Annotated in this window: 12 protein-coding genes; 6 read left to right on the forward strand and 6 right to left on the reverse strand. The window is 60.8% G+C overall.

From position 1 onward, the window contains the following. Positions 1–187 precede the first annotated feature (187 nt). Positions 188–1,492 (reverse strand): Nramp family divalent metal transporter, encoded by a 1,305-nt coding sequence (locus P0D84_RS08360; protein ID WP_408334726.1) that lies wholly within the window; start codon positions 1,490–1,492, stop codon positions 188–190. Between the two features lie 493 nt (positions 1,493–1,985). On the opposite strand from P0D84_RS08360, the gene P0D84_RS08365 reads away from it, so the two are divergent. From P0D84_RS08365 to P0D84_RS08385, 5 genes are all read left to right on the forward strand, one after another. Continuing rightward, positions 1,986–3,086 carry a polyamine ABC transporter substrate-binding protein gene (locus P0D84_RS08365; protein ID WP_408334729.1) on the forward strand — a complete coding sequence of 367 codons (1,101 nt, stop codon included), beginning with the start codon at positions 1,986–1,988 and terminating at the stop codon, positions 3,084–3,086. A 92-nt stretch (positions 3,087–3,178) separates the two neighbouring features. After that, a complete protein-coding gene (locus P0D84_RS08370; RefSeq protein WP_408334732.1) occupies positions 3,179–4,345 on the forward strand; it encodes an ABC transporter ATP-binding protein in 1,167 nt (388 codons plus the stop codon). Further along, a complete protein-coding gene (locus tag P0D84_RS08375; protein WP_408334735.1) occupies positions 4,342–5,271 on the forward strand; it encodes an ABC transporter permease subunit in 930 nt (309 codons plus the stop codon). The genes P0D84_RS08370 and P0D84_RS08375 overlap by 4 nt, the downstream gene beginning before the upstream one ends. After that, positions 5,271–6,089 (forward strand): ABC transporter permease subunit, encoded by an 819-nt coding sequence (locus P0D84_RS08380; protein WP_408339726.1) that lies wholly within the window; start codon positions 5,271–5,273, stop codon positions 6,087–6,089. The genes P0D84_RS08375 and P0D84_RS08380 overlap by 1 nt, the downstream gene beginning before the upstream one ends. A gap of 1,090 nt (positions 6,090–7,179) precedes the next feature. Then, positions 7,180–8,315, forward strand: a protein-coding gene (locus P0D84_RS08385; protein ID WP_408333544.1) for an IS3 family transposase whose coding sequence is annotated in 2 segments (ribosomal slippage) — positions 7,180–7,438 and positions 7,438–8,315 — 1,137 coding nt in all. Because the reading frame shifts where the segments join, the coding sequence is not laid out codon by codon here. A 208-nt stretch (positions 8,316–8,523) separates the two neighbouring features. Here P0D84_RS08385 and P0D84_RS08390 read toward each other — a convergent pair. The 3 genes from P0D84_RS08390 to P0D84_RS08400 form a co-directional block, all read right to left on the reverse strand. Continuing rightward, positions 8,524–9,927, reverse strand: a complete 1,404-nt coding sequence (locus P0D84_RS08390; protein WP_408334738.1) for a methyl-accepting chemotaxis protein — start codon at positions 9,925–9,927, stop codon at positions 8,524–8,526. A gap of 528 nt (positions 9,928–10,455) precedes the next feature. Continuing rightward, positions 10,456–11,445: an alpha/beta fold hydrolase gene (locus tag P0D84_RS08395; RefSeq protein ID WP_408334741.1), complete on the reverse strand. Its 990-nt coding sequence runs from the start codon at positions 11,443–11,445 to the stop codon at positions 10,456–10,458. A 164-nt stretch (positions 11,446–11,609) separates the two neighbouring features. Further along, positions 11,610–13,100, reverse strand: a complete 1,491-nt coding sequence (locus P0D84_RS08400; RefSeq protein WP_408334744.1) for a flavin-containing monooxygenase — start codon at positions 13,098–13,100, stop codon at positions 11,610–11,612. A 145-nt stretch (positions 13,101–13,245) separates the two neighbouring features. On the opposite strand from P0D84_RS08400, the gene P0D84_RS08405 reads away from it, so the two are divergent. Next, on the forward strand, positions 13,246–13,926 hold the full coding sequence (locus P0D84_RS08405; RefSeq protein WP_408334747.1) for a TetR family transcriptional regulator: 681 nt from the start codon (positions 13,246–13,248) through the stop codon (positions 13,924–13,926). Positions 13,927–14,046: 120 nt separating this feature from the next. Here P0D84_RS08405 and P0D84_RS08410 read toward each other — a convergent pair whose 3' ends face one another. Both P0D84_RS08410 and P0D84_RS08415 read right to left on the reverse strand, forming a co-directional pair. Continuing rightward, positions 14,047–15,228 carry a tetratricopeptide repeat protein gene (locus P0D84_RS08410; protein ID WP_408334750.1) on the reverse strand — a complete coding sequence of 394 codons (1,182 nt, stop codon included), beginning with the start codon at positions 15,226–15,228 and terminating at the stop codon, positions 14,047–14,049. 160 nt (positions 15,229–15,388) lie between these two features. After that, positions 15,389–16,069: a PspA/IM30 family protein gene (locus P0D84_RS08415; protein ID WP_408334753.1), complete on the reverse strand. Its 681-nt coding sequence runs from the start codon at positions 16,067–16,069 to the stop codon at positions 15,389–15,391. Positions 16,070–16,318 lie beyond the last annotated feature (249 nt).

Raw genomic sequence — 16,318 nt, forward strand, 5'->3', positions numbered from 1 at the left:
AGGCGGCAAGACAGCAAGACAGCAAGACAGCAAGACAGCAAGACGGCAACGCGCGGCGAGACGGCAACGCGGTGAGACGGCGAGACCGTAAGACAGCGGCATCGCCCGTCATCGGGAAATACTAAGAGAATGCTTACAAACAGGCTTCATTCGCTAACACAATGCATGGAGCGGTCGGCAAACCACTTCATCCGCCGAACGCCAACTGCCATAGCAGCGCCACATTCAGCAGGATGATGAACACCGCCGACAGCCAGGCCAGCACGAGCGGCACGCCGCGCACGTGCCAGCCGCGCATCAGGCCGGCGTCCGACGTGTAGCGGATCAACGGCACCACCGCGAGCGGCAATTGAAGACTCAGCACTACCTGGCTTGCCACCAGCAGCTGATTGGAGCCGTGCTGGCCGAATAGCGCGACCGCCAGAAGCGCCGGGCCGATTGCCAGCGCGCGGGTGAGCAGGGCACGCTTCCAGCGCGGCAGGCGCAGGCGCAGAAAACCCTCCATCACCGCCTGACCTGCCAGCGTGCCCGTGACGGTCGCGCTCAGGCCGCAGGCGAGCAGCGCCGCCGCGAACAGGATGGCCGCCCAATGCGTCCCGACGAGCGGCGCAAGGAGCCGATGGGCGTCAGCGAGATCGGTGACGTCGCGATGGCCGCTCGCGTAGAACACCGCCGCCGCGACAATCAGTAGCGCCGCGTTGATCACGAACGCAAATGACAGCGAGCCGAACGTATCCAGATTCACGACCTGCAACGCGGCCTTGATCTGCACGTCGCTGCCTTCCGGCGCGTGGTGTTTGACGAGCGCGGAGTGCAGATACAGGTTGTGCGGCATCACCGTCGCGCCGACGATGCCGGCCGCGAGCCACACCATGCCCGCATTGCGCAGCAGATGGAGGCTCGGCGCGGTGCCGGCGAGCGCGGCGTGCCAGTCGGGCCGCGCCAGCGCCAGTTCGATCACGAAGCACAGGCCGACAAACCCGATCAGCGACGCGATCACGAATTCGAGCTTGCGGCCGCCTTTCTGCTGGAGCGCCAAGAGCGCGAAGGTGCAGACCGCCGACATCAGCACGCCGACCGTCAGCGATACGCCGAGTAGCAATTGCAACGCAACGGCGCTGCCGACCACCTCGGCGACGTCGCAGGCGATGATCGCAACCTCGCTCGTCAACCACAGGAAGAGCGTGACGCGGCGGCTCGAGCGTTCGCGGCAGATCTGCGCGAGATCGCGCCCGGTGACCACACCCAGCCGCGACGACAGCCACTGCAGCAGCATCGCCATCAGGCTTGCCAGCAGCACCATGCCCAGCAGCCGGTAGCCGTAGCCCGCACCGGCGCCGAGCGCGGTCGCCCAGTTGCCCGGATCGATATAGCCGACCGCGATCAGCGCCCCCGCGCCGACGAACGAAAACCAGTGCGCCGGACGTGCCGGCCCGTCTTCCGGCAGACGCCGACGGCGGTTCGGTCGCAACGCGGACGGATTCGTGTTCATGGATCCCTGGAGGTGTGAGATTGCACCCATTCGCAAGTGACATGCCCGCGGCGAACTGGCACAGGACACAGCGAGGCCAAGGCACGCCAGCGTGGTGCCGTTTTCAGGTCTGTCGGAGCTATTGTGCACCGTAGCGCGACCACTGGCTTGGCTCGCATCGAGGTTAACCGTAAGGCATGAGATTCGCCGAACGCTTCGCTGGCAGCCACCCTGATGCGGATCGGGCGAGGTGTCGCTGCCGCAACTTGACAGTCAGCTAACACTGAGTCGCCACTGGCGTTTTTTTTGGGTGGACACGCGCCGATAACCCGCTAAAATTGCGCCCATTTTGTAGCGGCGCGGCTTACGCTGTACCGTTTGCGCGACAGCTCGGCATTTTTTTTGGTGCGCGCAATAATTAATGGTAGTTTTCGTTTTTTTCAGGGGAGCTGCGTGCGGTATGCCGCGGCGTGAGTGAGGAATCGGCTCGAGCCGGTCAGGATCGGAGAACGGAATGAAAAGACGGGTAGTGGGGCAGGTGGCGGCGCTGGTCTTGTGCGCGACGCCGTGGTTGACGGCCGCTGCGAAAGATACGCAGCTGAACGTGTATAACTGGTCCGATTACATCGCTAAGGACACCATTCCGAACTTCACCAAACAGACCGGCGTCCAGGTCAAATACGACAACTACGACAGCGACGACACGCTGCAAGCCAAACTGCTCACCGGCAATTCCGGCTACGACATTGTCGTGCCGACCAGCAATTACGCCGGCAAGCAGATCGCCGCCGGCATCTTCGCGCCGCTCGACAAATCGAAGCTGCCGAACCTGAAGTACCTCGATCCCTCGCTGATGGCCCTCGTGGCCGGCGCCGATCCGGGCAACAAGTACACGGTGCCCTGGGCATACGGCACGACCGGTCTCGGCTACAACGTCACCAAGGCGCAGCAGATCCTCGGCAAGAATGTGCCGCTCGACAACTGGGACATCCTCTTCAAGCCGGAAAACATCTCGAAGCTGAAGGCCTGCGGCGTGTCCGTGCTGGACGCGCCGGATCAGATGTTCGCCGCCGCGCTGCACTACATCGGCAAGGATCCGATGAGCACGAATCCGGCCGACTATCGCGCCGCGCTCGAGATGATGAAGAAGATCCGCCCGTACATCACGCAGTTCAACTCGTCGGGCTACATCAATGACCTGGTTGGCGGCGACGTATGCTTCGCCTACGGCTGGTCGGGCGACGTCGTGATCGCCAAGCATCGCGCGGTCGAGGCGAAGAAGCCGTTCAAGGTGGAGTACTACATTCCGAAGGGCGGTGCGCCGGTGTGGTTCGACGTGATGGCGATTCCGAAAGACGCGAAAAACAAGGAAGCCGCGCTCGAGTGGATCAACTACATCGAAACGCCGCAGGTGCACGCGGCGATCACCAACGCCGTCTACTATCCGAGCACCAACCTCGAAGCGCGCAAGTACGTGGACAAGGACGTGGCGAACGACCCGGCCGTGTACCCGTCGCCCGAAGTCATCAAGACGCTGTTCCTGTTGAAGCCGCTGCCGCCGGAAATCCAGCGGCTGCAAACGCGCCTGTGGACTGAATTCAAGTCCGGCCGCTGAAGCGCGGCCAGAGTGAACGGGTAAGCATCATCATGAAGCCCTCGGTGTCCACCGGGGGCTTTGTTCGTCAAACGCCGGAGTAATGCATTGTGATGAGTAGTGACCAGTCGGGCGCGCTGGCAGGGGCCGCCGCGCCGTTCCCGGGCCTGAACGCCAAAGCGGGCGATGCGGCAGAGAATTTCATCCAGATCGTCGACGTTGTGAAGAAGTTCGGCGACACCGTGGCGGTCAAAGGGGTCAACCTGTCGGTGAAAAAGGGCGAGCTGTTTGCGCTGCTCGGCAGTTCCGGCTGCGGCAAATCAACCTTGTTGCGCATGCTGGCCGGACTCGAATCGATCACGTCGGGCAAGATTCTGATTGACGGCGAGGACCTCGCGCAATTGCCGCCTTATCGTCGGCCGGTCAACATGATGTTCCAGTCGTACGCCCTGTTTCCGCATATGACGGTCGAGGCCAATGTCGCCTTCGGCCTGAAGCAGGAAGGCGTGCCGAAATCCGAACTGAAAGACCGCGTGCAGAACGCGCTCGATCTCGTGCAGATGGGCCGCTTTGCGAAGCGCAAGCCGCATCAGCTTTCCGGTGGCCAGCAGCAGCGTGTGGCGCTCGCGCGTTCGCTCGTCAAGCGGCCGAAGCTGTTGTTGCTCGACGAGCCGATGTCCGCACTTGATAAACAGATCCGTCAGCGCACGCAGATCGAACTGGTCAACATTCTCGACAAGGTCGGCGTGACCTGCATGATGGTGACGCACGACCAGGAAGAGGCCATGACCATGGCGGACCGCCTTGCCGTGATGAGTGAAGGCGAGATCATCCAGCTCGGCACGCCGCACGAAGTGTACGAATATCCGAACAGCCGTTTTTCGGCCGAGTTTATCGGCTCGACCAATCTGTTCGAAGGCCATACCGTCGAAGACGAACCCGATCACGTATTCATTGAAACACCCGACCTGCCGGTTCGCCTTTACGTGAGTCACGGCATTACCGGGCCGCTCGGCATGCCGGTGACGATCTCGGTGCGGCCCGAGCGCATCGCGCTCACCCGCAAGCCGCCCGAAGGCGCGTACAACTGGGGCAAGGGCGTCGTCACGAATATCGCGTACATGGGCGGCTATTCGCTGTATCACGTGAAGCTCGACGGCGGCAAAACGGTGATCGCCAACGTGACGAGCCTTGCATTGACGGAGATCGAGTCGCCCAGCTGGGGCGACGAAGTCTATGTGCGCTGGAGCGCATCGGCCGGCGTGGTGCTGACCTCATGAAGCGCTCGCTCAGTTCCATGGCATCGTGGCCGGTGCGCCGTTTCAATCTGACCGGCCGCACCGCGGTGGTGGCCGGCCCGTTCATCTGGCTGCTGCTGTTTTTCCTCGTGCCGTTCCTGCTGGTCGTGAAGATCAGCTTCGCGGATTTGCGGCTTGGCATTCCTCCGTATACGGAACTCACCACATTCTCGGATGGCGTGATTCACGTCGCGCTGGACCTGTCGCATTACGCGTTTCTGCTGACCGACAGTCTGTACTTCGCGACTTATGTGAATTCAGTGGTGGTCGCGGCGATCTCCACGTTGCTGTGTTTGCTGATTGGTTACCCGATGGCGTACTACATTGCGCGATCGAATCCGGCGAGCCGCAATCTGCTGATGATGGCCGTGATGTTGCCGTTCTGGACGTCGTTTCTGATTCGCGTGTATGCGTGGATCGGTATTCTGAAGAACAACGGTTTGCTGAACAACTTTCTGATGTCGACCGGGCTGATCCATACGCCGATCGAGTTGTATCACACGAATACCGCGGTCTATATCGGCATGGTGTATTCGTATCTGCCGTTTCTCGTCATGCCGCTGTATGCGCACCTGGTGAAGATGGACATGACGTTGCTGGAAGCCGCCTACGACCTCGGCGCGAAGCCGTGGCGGGCGTTCTGGCAGATCACCTTGCCGCTGTCGAAGAACGGCATCATTGCCGGTTGTTTGCTGGTGTTCATTCCGGCGGTGGGGGAGTACGTGATTCCGGAATTGCTGGGTGGCGCGAACACGCTGATGATTGGCCGCGTGATGTGGAATGAGTTCTTCGACAATGCCGATTGGCCGATGGCATCTGCCGTGACGTGCGCGATGGTGTTGTTGTTATTGGTGCCGATGGCGTTTTTCCAGTACGCGCAGGCGAAGGCGATGGAGGAAAGGCGCTAATGAAGCCGAACCGGATTTTGCAGTTTATCGCGTTGGGGATCGGGTTTCTGTTTCTCTACATTCCGATCGTGAGTCTGATTGTGTATTCGTTCAACGAATCGCAACTGGTCACGGTGTGGACGCGGTTTTCCACGCGCTGGTATGCGGCGTTGTTGCAGGACGATGAGTTGATCGCGGCTGCGTGGTTGTCCCTGCGGGTGGCGTTGTTGACGGCGTTTGCTTCGGTGATTATTGGCACGTGGGCCGGGTTTGTGTTGGCGCGGATGGGGCGGTTTCGTGGGTTTACGCTTTATACCGGGATGATCAATGCGCCGTTGGTGATTCCCGAAGTGATTCAGGGGATCTCGCTGCTGCTGTTGTTCATCGAAATGGCCAAGTGGTTGGGGTGGCCCGCTGGGCGCGGCATTTTCACGATCTGGATCGGGCACGTGATGTTGTGTATTTCTTATGTGGCGATCATCGTGCAGTCGCGGGTGAAAGAGTTGAATCCTTCTCTTGAAGAAGCGGCGCTTGATCTTGGGGCTACGCCGGTTAAGGTGTTTTTCTTTATCACGTTGCCGTTGATTTCGCAGGCTCTGGTTTCTGGGTGGTTGTTGTCGTTTACTTTGTCTATCGACGATCTGGTGTTGTCGGCGTTTCTGTCCGGGCCTGGGTCGACGACGCTGCCGCTGGTTGTTTTTTCGCGAGTGCGGCTTGGGTTGAATCCTGAGATGAATGCGCTTGCTACGCTGTTTATTGCGGTTGTTACTGTTGGGGTTGTGGTTGCTAATTGTTTTATGCAGCGGGCGGAGAGGAAGAGGGCTGTGATGGCGGTGTAGGTTTGTTTTTGCCTGTGCGGCGCTTATTGTCTGTCTGCCTACGGCGTTGGGCCTTTTCTTGATTTTGTTTGCCGATGCGGCGCGTTTTGTCTGTTTGCTTGTGATGTTGGCGTTTGCTTGAATTGTTTGCCTGCGGCGGTGGGTTTGGTTGTTTGCCTACGGGGTTGGCCTTTCCTTGAATTGACTTTTTGGCCTTTCCTTGATTTGTTGGTGGTCTATTAGCGTTGCCCCTGTGCGGGGCGGCACTTACTTTCTTTGCCGCCGCAAAGAAAGATAAGCAAAGAAAGCGGCTCAAACCGCCAGCGCATAAGCGGGTCCCCCGCACAGTCGCGGTAGTGGTGCATCTGGAATCCGTGTTCTCGCACACTCCGCGTGAGTGACAAGGCCGTCATACTTCCGACGGCGCTCCGCGCGCCGAAGAGCACTTCATAAAACAGCCCGCTACGTTTTGCCCCTCGCGTTCCGCCTAGTATTCTCGCGCCGCATTGCATTGCATTGCATTGCATTGCATTGCATTGCCATTGCCATTGCCATTGCCGCCCTAGCCTAGCTCTAGCTGAGGCTTCGGCTTGGACTTGGACTTGGACTTGGACTTCGATTTCGGCTTCGATTTCGGCTTCGATTTCGGCTTCGGCTTCGGCTTCGATTTCGATTTCGATTTCGACTTCGACTTCGACTTTGACTTTGGCTGTGGCTGTGGGTGCGAGTGTGGATGCGAGTGCGAGTGCGACACCTCGACATTTCATTCGAAGCGGGGGTTCGCTGATGAGTGCGGAGGTGCATCGCCGAGGCGAAGCCGACGGCTCCCACCGCGCGTGAACGAAGCCTCTGGTTTCCCATGCATACCCATCCGCGACGCACGCAGTGCGGAGTGGGAGCTGATGACGGCCTGGTCACTAACGCTGAATGAGCGATGGCGCGGATTCCAGATGCTCCACTACCGTGACTGCGCGAGGGGCCCGCTTATGCGCTAGCGGGGTGAGCCGCTTTCTTTGCTTATCTTTCTTTGCGGCGGCAAAGAAAGTAAGTTGTAGTGGTTCAATGATCCTGGACACCTCTAAAGGGGATAATTCTCCAACTGAGGTGAGAAATGAGCAGACGGAACATTCCCGACGAATTGAAGGCAGAAGCGGTCCAGCTGGTGGTCAGCAGGGGCTATTCCTATGCGCAGGCGTGTGAGGCGCTGGGCGTGGGCGACACGGCGTTGCGCCGCTGGGTGACGCTGTGGCGCGCTGAGCAGGTCAGAGCGCCGCGTACACAACTGGAGATAGAGGCCGATGCGCGCCGCATCCGCGAACTCGAAGCCCGGGTCGCCGATCTGGAACGGGAGCGCGACATACTAAAAAAGTCCACGGCCTTCTTCGTCAAGGAAATGGATCGCTTCCCGAAGTGATCCAGTCACTGAAGAAGGTCTGGCCTGTGAGGGCGATGTGCCGGGTGATGAATGTTGCGCCTAGCAGCTATTACGCGTTTGCCGGGCGCACGTCGAAGAGTGCGGCGCCTTGCCAGCAGATAGCGGCCGCACGGGAAATTCATCGCGAAACCCGCGGCAGTTATGGGAGCCGCAGGATGTCGCAGGAGTTGCGAAAACGTGGTCACGCGGTAGGTCGTTATCGTGCCGGCACGCTGATGCGGCAGGCACAACTGGTGGTCACCAGAAAGCGCACACATCGCTATCCGAAGAGCAATGAGCAGGCGCAGGTGGTGCCTAATCTGCTGGACCGTAACTTCGAGCCGCCGGCCATCAATCAGGTATGGGCAGGCGACATTACGTATGTGAGGACGCTTCAGGGTTGGTCTTATCTTGCCATCGTGATGGACCTGTATTCGCGCCGTATCGTCGGCTGGTCGTTGGGGCTGATGCCTGATACAGCGCTGGTGATCAGGGCGTTGCAGCAGGCCCTGGAGCGGCGCAGTCCGTCGCCAGGCCTGATGTTCCACTCGGATCAGGGATGCCAGTACACCAGCGCGCACTTCACGAACGAACTGAAGGCAAACGGCATCGTCCAGAGTATGAGTAGAAAGGGGAACTGCTGGGATAACGCGCCGGTGGAGCGTTTCTTTAGAAGCCTGAAAGGCGAATGGATCGACGACAAAGGGTACCGTGATCACGCGCATGCCGAACGCGACATTGAGGCTTACATCGACGACTTTTATAACCACCGTCGCATCCATTCTGCAGCAGGCGGACAACCGCCGGCACGATGTGAAGCGTCACTTTTTTAGAAATGCCCCTTTCCGGGTGTCCAATTTTACTTGACCACTACAAGTGCCGCCCCGCACAGGGGCAACGCCAATAGACCAATAACAATTCAAGGAAAGGCCAACGCCGTAGGCAGACAGACGATAAGCGCCCCGCAGACAAACAACTCAAGAAAAGCCCAACCCCATAGGCAAACAGCCAACAAAGCGCCGAGCAGGCAAAAAAAACCGATCAAACCTCATACCCAATCCGAACCCCACCCCAATGCCGCCCGGCAACAAACACGGGCGCCGACGCATCCTTCATCAAAACAAACTGGCCGCCGCCCATATCGCGGCGATAAGTCTGCAGCAAGAACTTCTTCGTATGCGAAGCAGCCGCAATCCCGGTCCGGTCATCGAACATCCGCCGATTCCGGCAATTCGCCATATTCCACACCGCATCATCGCGCTGCGGCAAAGAGAACTTGAGGTTGTGAGTCGGCAAATAGCCACGCACATCGACAGCGGCGCAAAACGCCACGCGTGGATCGAGCCCAAGCAAAGGCTCCTGAATAGCAGGCAACACGCGATCCGTAAACGTAGTAAACCGGGTCATGAATTGAGCAGGATTGCTGCCGCTCACGGACACATAGTTCTGATCGAACAGATCATCAATCGATATCTCGCCGCGAGCAACAGCGGCTTCAAACAGCTTGCTCACCGTCGCCGCAGCGTGCTGTACCGCTTCGATAAAGCGCGTGTCCCCAGTTTCAACCCCCGCCGCCGCGGTTAGCTCGATCAACGTCTCGGACACGCCGAGCAAATTCCCCAGCCGGTCCTTCGCCTGCACAAAGTTCTCGCTCGAATCCTCGACGCCGCTCGCCATTTCCAGCACCTGTGCCTCAAGCCCATTGCATTGCGTTTCTATATCACCGGTCAGAGCGGCAATCTGCCCAGCTTCCTCATTGAGCTGTGTAATCGCATCGCCCGTCGCGTGCACGACGTCGCCGATCTTGCGGGTGCCTTCGCGTACCCGATGCGCGCGCGCCGTGTTCACCGAGCCCTCGTTGATCAATTGCTCGGTCTGCCGAGTGAGTTGCGCCAGGGTCGTCTCGATCTGGCCGGTCGCCTGTGCGGTCTTGGCCGACAGGTTCTTCACCTCGGCTGCCACCACCGCGAAACTCTTGCCGGAGTCGCCGGCGCGCGCGGCTTCGATCGCAGCATTTAGCGCCAGCAGATGCGTCTGGCGAGCGATCAGCGAAATCTCCTCCGAGACGCGGCTCACGTGCGCCAGCGCGCTGCGCAGCGCACCGATCTGGCTCTCGATGACGGTCACGCCTTCCACCAGCCCGTGGATGTCGGCCAGCGACGTCTTCAGCGTCTGCTGCGATTCCTGCACGCCGGTCGCGGCTTCGGCCGATACGCTGCGCATTTCCCGCGCGGCAATGGCAATGCGATGATTGCCCGCCAGCGTTTGTGCGGCGGATTCGCGCAGCGCGCGGCATACCTGCGCCTGGCGCTGCACGCGCGCGGCGACTTCCTCGACGTGACCCAATGCGTCGCAGATTTCGATTCCCAGTTTGCCGGCTTGCGCGGCGATATCGCCAACGAGCGCTTGCGAACGGCCGGCCCGGCGAAAGCTGAAACGCGTCATGCTGGTCTCCTGATGGTGCGCCTCGCGCAGTCAATGGGCGCGCTCATCCAGTGCGGATGTCGCGTCTTCTCGATAGATTTACGGCAAGCTTGCAAAGGACTTGATACGGGGTATCCCGCAGTCAATCGGTATCATGAGCGTTCAGCTTGCAAGTCCGCAGCCATTCTTTTCTTTCACCGGCAATCCATGATCGACTCTTTCGCGCACGTTTCGGGCTGGCAACAGCTCTATCATCTGTGGGAGCTGATTGTGATGCTCTGCAAGTTTCTCTGGGGGTTGTTGCGGTTGCTGGGCGGCGGTTGAAGGGGCGTGATGTGCCTGCTCCGGGTTGCTGGCGACACGGCGACACGGCGACACGGCGACACGGCAACACGGCAACACGGCAACACGGCAACACGGCAACACAGCGACACAGCGACACAGCGACACAGCGACACAGCGACACAGCGACACAGCGACACAGCGACACAGCGACACAGCGACACAGCGACACAGCGACACGTCCGTCGCGTTGCGCGTTACAGAAGGTCAGACCGGCGTACTGCCCATGTCTTCGGACACCGCCACCCCCGCTGCATGTGAGCCGAGAAATTCGCGCAAATCAACCATCACGCGCTCGGGCGCTTCTTCCATTGGAATGTGACCGAGCCCCGGATACATCACCGATTTCGCTCCCGGAATGCGGCTCGCAAATTCGGCCGCATGCGCCGTCGGAATCCAGCGATCCTTCGCTCCCCACAGCACCAGCGACGGCACATTCAGTGTTTTCAGCACGTCAGTGTCGACGTCCTTAAAATCGAGCGTCGGCACCATCTTGCCGATCGCCGTGCGCGTGCCTTCACCGTGGAAGAATTCGACGTAGCGCCGCAGCGTCACCGCCTCGATCTTGCGCGGATCGCCATACACGTTGCGCACCGCGCTCTTGATAATGACGTCGGGCAGCCACCACGGCGAACTGACTCGCACCAGCGCGCTATTGAAGAGGCCGATGTAAATTGGCAGCTTCATCGGAAAGCCGGCTGAGTCGATCAATACTAATTTGTCGACGGCCTCGCGATGGCGCACAGCGTAATCCCACGAAATCAGGCCGCCGAGCGAGTTGCCGATCAGCGTCGCGCGCGAGATGCCGAGCGCTTGCATGAACGCGTCGATGAAACGCCGGTAGGTTGGCAGGTTCATTGTTTCGATTTCGCCGGAGTTCGAGCGCAGCGGCCCGGTCACGCCGAACGGCGGCAAATCGAGGCGGATTACGCGATGCTCGTGCTTGAGTTCATCGGCGACACGATTCCACGTATGCAACGAAGACGCGAAACCGTGAATCATCACGATCGTATCGCCGCTGCCTTCATCGACATAGTGCACGTCGGCACCCATGATCTTGACGAACTTCGAACCGCTTTGCATGTAGCGCCGCTGCAATTCGGCGCGCGGCACGCTGGTGATGCCGAGGCGCGCGGCAAGGGAGCGCGGCGGCAGTGCCACAGTTGAAGCGTGCGCTGCGGATTCGATGCTTGCCATGGTTGTTGTCTCCCTTTAGTTCGAATTAGATCGTCTCTGTGCCAGCATCTGCATCTGCTTCGGGCTCGCATCTGCCTCCGCATTGCCTCTTCCGCCTCCACACCGCCCGCCAGGCGTTTCGGCCGCTCCGCCACGCGCGCGTCCCTCAGCCGCCGCATCCCGCTTCAAGGCGTGAATCGATAGTCATGCGGCCGCACACGTCTTGTGCGTTTGCGAAAACTGAACGTGAAGCCGGGCCACAGCGCCGTGACCTTGCCGCTCTTCGTCTGATACCAGCTATGGCAGCCACTGACCCATACGGAGTGCTGCATCTCCTTTTGCAAACGCTCATTGAAGTCGCGCTGGACGTTGGGCCGCAGGTTCATCGTGCGTGCCTTGCGTCGGTGCAATACGCGCAGGCAATCGGCGATGTACTGCACTTGCGACTCGATCATGTAGACCATCGAGTTGTGACCCAGGCCGGTATTCGGGCCGACGATCATGAAGAAGTTCGGGAAGTTGGCGACGCTGGTGCCAAGGTAGGCCTCCGGTCCATCGCGCAACCACAGCGCGCCGAGATCGGCGCCGTCGATACCGGTGACATCGAACGGCGCGCCCACGTCGTTGACCTGGAAACCCGTGCCGCAGATGATCGCGTCGACCTGGTGATGCGCGCCATCTTCAGTGACGATGCCGTCGGTGACGATTTCGCGGATGCCGGTGGTCACCACGTCGACGTTCGGCTGGCTGAGCGCCGGATAGTAATCGCTCGACAGCAGCACGCGCTTGCAACCGAGCCGGTAGTTCGGCGTCAGCCTGGCGCGCAGCGCGGGATCCTTGACGCGCCGTTCGAGGTAGCTCATGCCGAACTTCATCGGCAACTTCATCAGCTTCGGATTGACGACGAATGCAATGGCGCGCGATTCGAGCTGCCAGTAGATCGCATTGCGCACGAAGCGCTGCGTGAACGGCAGATGACGGAACAGCCAATGCGCGCGCGGGCCGATCGGCTTATTGGGCTTCGGCATGATCCACGGCGCGGTGCGCTGGAACAGTTCGAGTCGCGCAACGCGCGGTTGGATCTGCGGCACGAACTGGATCGCGCTGGCGCCGGTGCCGATCACCGCGACGCGCTTACCTTCGAGCGGATAGTCATGATCCCAGCGCGCCGAATGGAACAGCTTGCCTTCGAACCGGTCAAGCCCCGCGATCTGCGGCATGGCCGGCCGCGACAGCGGACCGCTCGCCGCGATCACCACATCGGCCTCGATGCTTTCGCGTGTACCGTTCGAATCGATTTCGACGTGCCACGTCTGCCGCGCTTCGTCGAAACGGCATGAGGCAACGCGCACATTGCAACGCACATAGCGATCGACGCCGTATTTGCGCGCGCAATGCTTGAGGTAAGCGAGGATCTCCGCCTGGGCGCCGAACGCACGCGACCACGCCGGATTCGGCTCGAACGAAAACGAATACAGGTGCGACGGTACATCGCAGGCGGCGCCGGGATAGGTGTTGTCGCGCCACGTGCCACCGATGTCGCCGGCGGCCTCGTAAACCGTGAACGACATGATGCCCGTCTGCTGAAGGCGGATTGCCATGCCGATGCCCGCAAAACCGCTTCCGACAATGGCAATGCGCGGCGCGGCGGGTTGGGCAGATGCGGCTGGCGTCACAGCGGGTCTCCGGAGAAGGAAAAAATTCGGGTGTCTACACATGTCTACACTGGCATAACGCGCAGGGTAGACAACTGTACACTTCGCGTCAAGATCGTTTAGAGTACGACTATTAAACGCACCAGCCGCGCTCTGATTAAAGCTCATGAAACCCGTACCTGCGGCGGCTCCCGCCACTGACCCTCGTGCGTTTGCCGGGCAGGACCTGCCGCCCGGCAAACGCAAACTGATCGAAGCCGCGTTACGTCTGACCGCGGGCGGCCGCAGTTTTGCCAGCCTGGGCCTACGCGAACTGGCGCGCGAAGCAGGACTGAATCCGAACACGTTCTACCGCCATTTCCACACGCTCGACGAGCTGGCGCGCGAGGCGGTTGAGTCGGTGAGCCGCCGCTTGCGGCCGATGCTGCGGCGCGAGCGCTGGCTGGCCGCGCACGACGAGCCGCAGAGCGTGCCACGTCGCGCGTGCGTGGCGTTTTTTGCGTTTGCATTGGAGAACCGCGAGGCGTTTCTAAGCGCGCTGGCCGAGTATCACGGCACCTCGCCGGCGCTGCGCAAGGCGGTGCGGGCGAACCTCCACGAGGTGTCGGCGGAAATGGCGGACGACGTCGAGCAACTGGAGTTGATGCCGACGCTCGCCCGCGCAACCGTCGACGAAGTCTGCACGCAGATCGTGCTGCAGCTGTTTCATCTGTCGGCGGAGTATATCGACGCGGATGCCGCGCGCCGGGAGGCGCTGGTCGCCTATGCGGAGCGTTTCATCGTCCGGCTGTTCGCGGGTTCGATCCTGCTGGCGCAGCATGAGCCGGCGAGGGCGCCGCCTCAGTGACCGCATACAAGGTATGGACATAAAAAAACAGGCTCCATGCAGGAGCCTGTTTTTATCACAGCTTGATCGATTAGCGTTTGATTGGCTGCATCTCAAGCAGTGCTGCGTGCAGGTATCGTGTCAAGTATCGCTCCAGCCGCCGGAATCGTCGTTGCTGCCCATGTCGACGCCACCGCCGCTGTTGTCGCTCCAGTCGTTCGAGCCCTGGCCGAAGTCGAGGCCGCCGCCATTGCCGCCGTCACCGCCTCGGCGACGCGCTTCGTCATCGACAATCACATCGCGCTCGACAACCCGCTCACGCCCGGAATTCAGCGCCTCGCCGAGCAGCACGCCGGTCAGCAGACCGCCCATGCCGCCGCCGAAACCACCGCCGCCTTGCTGCACGATAACCGGCGGCTGCTGATACGGTCCTTGCTGCGGATACGGCGCTTGCGGCGGGTTGCCGAAACGTTCGGCTTCCTGCGCATATGGCGACTGCTGCGTGCCGGCGGCCGACGCGGCATACGGATCGGGCCGCCCATCGGCACGGGCTCGCATGCTGCCGATGCGTTGCTCGAGTTCGTCGAGTTGATACGGCGGCACCGGATTCTTGCTGTTCGAGAGCGTTTCGAGGAGACCGCGCAACTGTTCCTCGGCCGCTTCGACTTCCTTCTCCAGCGCCTCGTGACCTGGTGCGGTGGAGAGCTTCACGTCGAGCTTCAACGAGCGCACGGCGTTGAGCATCTCGGTCGCGCGTTTGAGCTGCACGCGCCGATCGTCGTCGGCGCGCGAATCGTCTTGCGAGCGGGCGCGGCGCAAGGTCCAGCGCAGCACGAGCGCGATCACGCCGATCAGGAGAATGATGCCGATCCACATGCCGACACCGGGACCATGCCGCTCTGGCGCTTGCGGCACCATGGCCGACTGCTGCTGCACCGCCGGCGAATTCTGCTGCACGAATGGATTGGCCGCGCGGCTCGTGGTGTTGCCGCCGGCACGTTCCGCGTCTTTACGGATACGTGCTTCGGTTTGCGCGAACCGGCTCGGGTCGGTGAAGCGGATTTGCGGGTCGAGCGTCTTGGCCTGTTGCACCTGGGCGAGGGCGTCGGCATAACGGCCTTCGCGATCGAGCACCTGGCTGTAAAGGTAGTGCGCGCGTGCGTTGTTCGGATGCGCCTGCAGCACCTCGCTCAAGCCGGCGTCGGCTTGCTGCCAGTTGCCTTGCGACATGGCGGATTCGATCTGCTGGACTGTCGGTACAGCGAACGCCGCGGCCGACACGAACAGCAGTGAGGCGAATGCGCTTGCGAGAAATTTTTTCATTTACGGACCGGGCGCGCTGCGCCCGTCTCCTTCTGCGAATCCGGCGGCCGGCGATCCGGCGCCCGGCGATCCGGTGGCCGGCATTCCGGTGGCCGACATTCCGGCGGCCGGTGTTCCGGTTGCGCACATCATGATGGCAGCCGGTTCACTGCCGTCGCAATTACTGGGCCGGTGTGTTGATCTGCTTCTTCAACGCTTCGAGACGATCTTCGACAGACGGGCCACGGTTCAGATCCGCGAGCTTGTCGTCGAGCGCCTTGCCGCTCTTCACGTCGGCCGAATTCAGACGCGCGTCGGAACGGGCATTCGACAACGCCACCTTGTCTTCCAGCTTCTGGAAATCTTCGGACAGGTTCTTGCCGCCGATACCGCCCAAGGCAGTGGCTGCAACGTCTTTGGCCTGAGCGATCTGCTGCTTGGCTTGCAGAATGTTCGAGCGCGCGTTGAGGTCGTTGCGACGGCCACGCATGTCGTCGATTTGGCTTTTCAACTGCGCCACCGACGGCTCCAGCGTGACCAGTTCTCTCGCCAGCGCATCGCGCTCGGCTTCGGCCGTGGCTTGCGCGCCGAGGGCTTCGCGCGCGAGCGCTTCGTCGCCGGATTGCAGCGCGCGCTTCGCGCCGTCTTCGTACTTTTTCGCCTTGTCGGCGGCGACATCGCGCTTGCTTTGCTGCGTGGCGACTTGTGCCTGAATCTCGATCAGCGAGCTCTCGGCTTTGGCGATGCTCTCGTCGAGCTCGCGCACGATCTGGCGCGAATCGCGCGACGGGTCTTGCACGGAATCGGCTGCGTCGTTCAGGAGACCTTTAAGCGTGCGCGAAATGCTGTCAAAAAGCGACATGAAAACCTCCAAAGAATGAAATCGGCGCTGGTAATTCCCACGCGCTTTAACTGCTTTCAAATGCTACTTTACGCCGCTGCGCGAGAAGCTGCGCAACGTTCGGGACCGGAGTTCGGGGCGCCCGCGCCGATTGCAATAGCGGCGCCGTAAATTTAGGTTTTGAAAACCGGATTGCAAACAATCCGGGCGGTTAAAACGCGCGGCCAGTCATTTAGCTGCTCGGGGATATTACACCACGCCTTCTCTTAA

It is taken from the genome of Paraburkholderia sp. RL17-337-BIB-A (genome assembly GCF_046025895.1).
In the GTDB taxonomy this organism is placed as follows: domain Bacteria; phylum Pseudomonadota; class Gammaproteobacteria; order Burkholderiales; family Burkholderiaceae; genus Paraburkholderia; species Paraburkholderia fungorum_C.

Coding starts and splice junctions, on each gene's coding strand:
- P0D84_RS08370 (WP_408334732.1), top strand. CDS start 3,179: ATGAGTAGTGACCAGTCGGGCGCGCTGGCAGGGGCCGCCGCGCCGTTC.
- P0D84_RS08395 (WP_408334741.1), bottom strand. CDS start 11,445: ATGGCAAGCATCGAATCCGCAGCGCACGCTTCAACTGTGGCACTGCCG.
- P0D84_RS08360 (WP_408334726.1), bottom strand. CDS start 1,492: ATGAACACGAATCCGTCCGCGTTGCGACCGAACCGCCGTCGGCGTCTG.
- P0D84_RS08415 (WP_408334753.1), bottom strand. CDS start 16,069: ATGTCGCTTTTTGACAGCATTTCGCGCACGCTTAAAGGTCTCCTGAAC.
- P0D84_RS08405 (WP_408334747.1), top strand. CDS start 13,246: ATGAAACCCGTACCTGCGGCGGCTCCCGCCACTGACCCTCGTGCGTTT.
- P0D84_RS08375 (WP_408334735.1), top strand. CDS start 4,342: ATGAAGCGCTCGCTCAGTTCCATGGCATCGTGGCCGGTGCGCCGTTTC.
- P0D84_RS08365 (WP_408334729.1), top strand. CDS start 1,986: ATGAAAAGACGGGTAGTGGGGCAGGTGGCGGCGCTGGTCTTGTGCGCG.
- P0D84_RS08390 (WP_408334738.1), bottom strand. CDS start 9,927: ATGACGCGTTTCAGCTTTCGCCGGGCCGGCCGTTCGCAAGCGCTCGTT.
- P0D84_RS08410 (WP_408334750.1), bottom strand. CDS start 15,228: ATGAAAAAATTTCTCGCAAGCGCATTCGCCTCACTGCTGTTCGTGTCG.
- P0D84_RS08380 (WP_408339726.1), top strand. CDS start 5,271: ATGAAGCCGAACCGGATTTTGCAGTTTATCGCGTTGGGGATCGGGTTT.